This is a genomic window from Elioraea sp., from assembly GCF_022842375.1.
GTDB lineage: Bacteria > Pseudomonadota > Alphaproteobacteria > Acetobacterales > Acetobacteraceae > Elioraea_A.
On sequence record NZ_JALHPR010000065.1, the window covers coordinates 1 to 4,950 of the forward strand.

Below are 4,950 nucleotides of genomic sequence, written 5' to 3' on the forward strand. Positions count from 1 at the left end.
GCCCTGCCGGTCCCGCACGGCATGGCCGCCGAGCCGCTTGCAAAGGACCTGTTCGGGGCGGAGAAACTGCCGGCCGTGGCCAAGCCGCGCTCCTACGGCTTCTATTCGAAGGGCTGTTTCTCGGGCGGTGTCGCCATCGCCACGGACGGCCCGACCTGGCAGGCGATGCGCCTCTCGCGAAACCGACGCTGGGGCCACCCGACGATGGTGAGGCTCGTCGAAAAGCTGTCGCGCGACGCGGTCAAGGGGGGTTGGCCAGGCCTGTTGCTGGGTGACATTTCCCAGCCGAGGGGCGGGCCGATGCTGACCGGCCATGCCTCGCACCAGATCGGCCTCGACGCCGACATCTGGTTCACGCCCATGCCCGACCGCAGGCTGACACCGCAGGAGCGCGAGACCATGGCCGCGACCTCCATGATCAGGAAGGGCGGCCTCTATGTCGACGACCGGCTGTGGACGCCTGCGCACGAAAAGCTCCTGAAGCGCGCGGCGAGCTATGGCGAGGTCGAGCGCATCCTGGTCAATGCCGGCATCAAGAAGAAGCTCTGCGAGACGGTGAAGGGCGACCGCAGCTGGCTGCAGAAGGTCCGCCCGTTCTGGGGCCACGACTATCATTTCCACGTCCGCATCGGCTGCCAGCCGGGGTCCAGCGGCTGCAAGGCGCAGGCGGAGACGGCACCGGGCGATGGCTGCGACTCCTCGCTCGACTGGTGGTTCACCAAGGCGGCCAAGCTGCCCGACAACAATGCCGACACGCCGAAGGCGCGCGACAAGATGACCATGAGGGCGCTGCCGAAGGAGTGCATGGCGGTCCTCAATGCGCCGGCACCGGAATCCGAGGCTCTGGTGACCATTGGTCCGGGTGGCGAGCTGGGGTCGGACGCCGCCGTCTCGGTCGCCGCCGCGCCGCAGGTCCCCGCCGAAACAAGCGAACCATCCGATACGCTGCCGGTCAGCGCGTTTGCCCCGACACCGAAGAGCGGCATACCGCTGCCGCGCCCGCGTCCCGAACAGTAGGTCTTTGCCCAACTGCCGGCAGGCGGAGTTGCTGCCGCGAAGCGCTGCCTGTGACGGCGCAGACATTTCTTCGTTGATCCGCCGGCAGCGATGCCGCATGACAGGAACGCTGCTCGGTATGCACGATGCAGCAGAGTTAAGGTGATCGAGCGTCCTTGTGCGGCCAGCTGGACGCGTGGCGCTCCAGAGACGCTTGCAGGGGACGGACATGGCTGACGGCGGGAATGAAGAAGCCCTGCGGTTTCCGATCCTGATCGGCGATGTCGGCGGCACCAATGCGCGCTTTGCGATCGTCGACAGCGCGACGTCGGACGCAGGCGAGCCGAGGATCGTTCAGACCGCATCCTATGCCACGATCGACGAGGCCATCCGCTCGGCGGTCCTCGAGGGAGCGAAAAGCCGGCCCCGTTCCGCCGTGATCGCGGTTGCCGGACCCGTGGATGGCGACGAGATCCCGCTGACCAACTGCCCCTGGGTGGTTCGGCCGAAGGTCATGTTCGACAGTCTCGGCCTCGGCGACATCGTCGTGCTCAACGATTTCGAGGCGCAGGCGCTGGCCGTCGTCGCGCTTGGACCCGAACACATAGAGCAGATCGGCGGTGGCACGGCGGAGGCCGGAGCCGGCCGCGTGGTTCTCGGACCCGGTACCGGCCTGGGCGTTGCCGGGCTCATCCACGCGAACGGCCGCTGGATTCCGGTTCCGGGCGAAGGCGGCCACATGGATATCGGGCCGCGGTCCGAACGCGAGGCGCGGATCTTCGCGCATATCGAGCCGCTCGAGGGCCGCATCTCCGGCGAGCAGATCCTGTCCGGGCGGGGGCTGCTCAGCACCTATCGCGCCGTGGCGCTGGCCGACGGCCGCACCCCGACACTGAACACGCCCGCCGAGGTGACGGCGGCGGCGCTGAATGCCACCGACCCCACGGCAAGCGAAGCGCTGGCGCTGTTCGCGACCTGCCTCGGGCGCACGGCAGGCGACCTTGCGCTGGTGTTCAAGGCACAGGGCGGCGTGTTCCTCACCGGCGGCATCGCCCAGAAGATCGTGCCGGCGCTGAAGGCGCCAAACTTCCGGGCGGCATTCGAGGACAAGGCGCCGCACACGCACATGATGCGGGCGATTCCCATCTTCGTCATCACCCACCCGCTGGCCGCTCTCCTCGGCCTCGCCGCCTATGCGCGCACCCCGGATCGCTTCGGCGTCGAGACGCGCGGCCGGCGCTGGCGCAGCACGGGCACGGCTTAGTGCGCCCGCGTGGCGCGCAGGCCATAGGCAAGACGCGGCGATGGCGCTATGAGGGACCCGCCTCCGAGACGGAGCGGATTCCACGCAACGGGCAGACCGGCACTTGACCGAAACGACACAACGCAAGCCCCGGGCGGACCCGGGCGAGATCGTCGCCGTCGTGCGGCGCGTCATCGCCGAGAACGGCAGGGAATACGTCTGGTATTACGCCGCCGCCGCCGCCTGCCTCGTGGCGGTCGCCGCAACGACGGCGTTTTCGGCATGGATCATGCGCGACGTTGTCGACCAGATCTTCTACAGCCGCCGCGCCGATCTCATCGTGCTCATCTGCGCGCTGGTCTTCGGCGCCTTCGCGGTGCGCGGCATCGCGACCTACGGGCAGGCGGTCATCCTCGCCAAGGTCGGCAACAACCTCGTCGCCCGCTACCAGCAGCGGCTGTTCGACCATCTGATGAGACTGGACATCGGTTTCTTCAACGAGAACCGCTCGGGCTATCTCGCCGCGCAGATCAACCAGAACGTCGCGGGCATCCGCGATCTGATGGGCATCACGCTGACGACGGTGGCGCGCGATATCGTGTCGCTGATCGGCCTGGCCATCGTCATGGTCGTGCAGGACCCGGTTCTGTCGATCATCGCCTTCCTCATCGGTCCGCCGCTCGTCTTTGCGGTCGACAGGCTGATGCGCCGCTTGCGCCGCATCACGCGCGAGTCGGTGGAGATCAATTCGCGGCTCATCGGCGCCATGCAGGAGGCGACGCAGGGCATCATGGTGGTGAAGGCCTTCACCATGGAGAGCCAGCTGTCGCGCAAGATGGCGGAACTGATCGCCAACGCCGAGGCGCGCTCCAACAAGATTGCCCGGGTTTCGGAGCGGCTGACGCCGATCGCCGAGGTGCTGGCAGGCCTGGCGGTGGCCGGCGTCATCGCCTATGCCGGCTACCGCTCCGCCTATGGCGACCAGATGCCCGGCGCGGTCCTGTCCTTCATCACCGCGCTGCTGCTTGCCTATGACCCCGCGCGCAGGCTTGCCAAGGCCCAGGTCAGCCTGGAGCGTGCGCTGGTCAATGCGCGCATGATCTACGAGATTCTGGACCTCGAGCCGCGCCAGCGGGACGCGCCGGACGCGACCCAACTCGTCGTCACGAAGGGCGAGGTGCGCTTTTCCAATGTCAGTTTCGGCTATTCCGACATCATGCCGGTGCTGCACGATGTGAGTTTCGTGGCCGGGGCCGGCAGGACGACGGCTATCGTGGGTGCCTCGGGCGCCGGCAAGTCGACGCTGACGGCGCTTCTCGAGCGCTTCCACGATCTCGGCGGCGGGTCGATCTCGATCGACGGCCAGGACATTTCGCGGGTCACCAAGACGTCGCTGCGCGGCGCGATCGCCTATGTCTCGCAGCAGCCCTATCTGTTCGAAGGCACGATCCGCGACAATATCCGCTACGGACGCGAAACGGCGAGCGATGCCGAGGTCGAGGAAGCAGCCCGCCTCGCGGCCGCCGACGAGTTCATCCGCCAGCAGGCCGAGGGCTACGACACGCTGGTGGGCGAGAACGGCGTGACCCTGTCCGGCGGCCAGCGCCAGCGCATCTCGATCGCGCGCGCCATCGTGCGCCAGGCGCCGATCCTGCTGCTCGACGAGGCGACGTCGGCGCTCGACACGGAGTCCGAGGCGCGCGTGCAGGAGGCGCTCGGCACGATCATGCAGGGCCGCACCGTCATCGTGATCGCCCACCGACTGTCGACCGTGGTCGGCGCCGACAGTATCGTCGTGCTGGAGCAGGGGCGCGTGGTCGAGGAAGGCACGCATCAGGCGCTGCTCGCCGACCCGCACGGCGTCTACGCGCGCTTCACCCGGGTCCAGAACGTCAAGGGCCTCGGACTGGTGGACGACATCAAGCAGGGCGCAGGACCGCGCAAGCCGGTCAAGCGCGCCACGTCCGGCCGGGGAGATGCAGCATGAGCACGATGGGTCTCGTTGTCGTGGGTGCCGCCGGCCGCATGGGCCAGACGCTGATCCGCGCCATCGCCGCCAGCCCGGGCGCGCATCTCGCCGGCGCGATCGAGCGGCCCGGTTCCGCCTTGCTTGGCAAGGACGCCGGCGATGCGGCGGGCGTCGGTACGCTCGGGGTGACGATCACAGACGACCCGCTGCCGGTCTTCGCCAAGGCCGACGGCGTACTCGACTTCAGCACGCCGGCGGCGACCGTCGAGTTCGCCGGCTATGCCGCGCAGGCGCATATCGTCCATGTCATCGGCACGACGGGCTGCTCGTCGGACGACGACGCCCGGATAGCGGCTGCGGCGCGCCACGCCACCATCGTCAAGAGCGGCAATATGAGCCTCGGCGTCAACCTCTTGGCCGTGCTGGTCGAGCAGGCGGCCCGCGCGCTGCCGCCGGACGATTTCGACATCGAGATCCTGGAGATGCACCACCGCCACAAGGTCGACGCGCCCTCCGGCACGGCATTGCTGCTTGGCCAGGCCGCCGCCGCCGGCCGCGACATCGGGCTCGCCAATTCCAGCGTGCGGTCGCGCGACGGCCACACCGGGGCGCGGCCGGAAGGCACGATCGGCTTTGCCACGCTGCGCGGCGGTTCGGTGGTCGGCGACCATTCCGTGATCCTCGCCGGCAGCGGCGAGCGCATCACGCTCTCGCACCACGCCGAGGACCGCTCCATCTTTGC

Annotated in this window: 4 protein-coding genes; all 4 read left to right on the forward strand. The window is 68.6% G+C overall.

The window, feature by feature from the left end; all coding sequences use genetic code 11:
* On the forward strand, positions 1 to 1,017 hold a 1,017-nt coding region (mepA, locus tag Q0C38_RS22955; RefSeq protein WP_291299464.1), incomplete at its 5' end, for a penicillin-insensitive murein endopeptidase.
* Positions 1,018 to 1,225: 208 nt separating this feature from the next.
* On the forward strand, positions 1,226 to 2,260 hold the full coding sequence (locus Q0C38_RS22960) for a glucokinase (protein ID WP_291299465.1): 1,035 nt from the start codon (positions 1,226 to 1,228) through the stop codon (positions 2,258 to 2,260).
* Between the two features lie 160 nt (positions 2,261 to 2,420).
* Positions 2,421 to 4,226 carry an ABC transporter ATP-binding protein gene (locus Q0C38_RS22965; protein WP_291299466.1) on the forward strand — a complete coding sequence of 602 codons (1,806 nt, stop codon included), beginning with the start codon at positions 2,421 to 2,423 and terminating at the stop codon, positions 4,224 to 4,226.
* Positions 4,227 to 4,264: 38 nt separating this feature from the next.
* A partial coding sequence (gene dapB, locus Q0C38_RS22970) for a 4-hydroxy-tetrahydrodipicolinate reductase (protein WP_291299467.1) occupies positions 4,265 to 4,950 on the forward strand: 686 nt, incomplete at its 3' end.

Bases quoted from the DNA above. Each gene is read 5' to 3' on its own strand.
- Q0C38_RS22960 (WP_291299465.1), top strand. From the start codon at position 1,226: ATGGCTGACGGCGGGAATGAAGAAGCCCTGCGGTTTCCGATCCTGATC.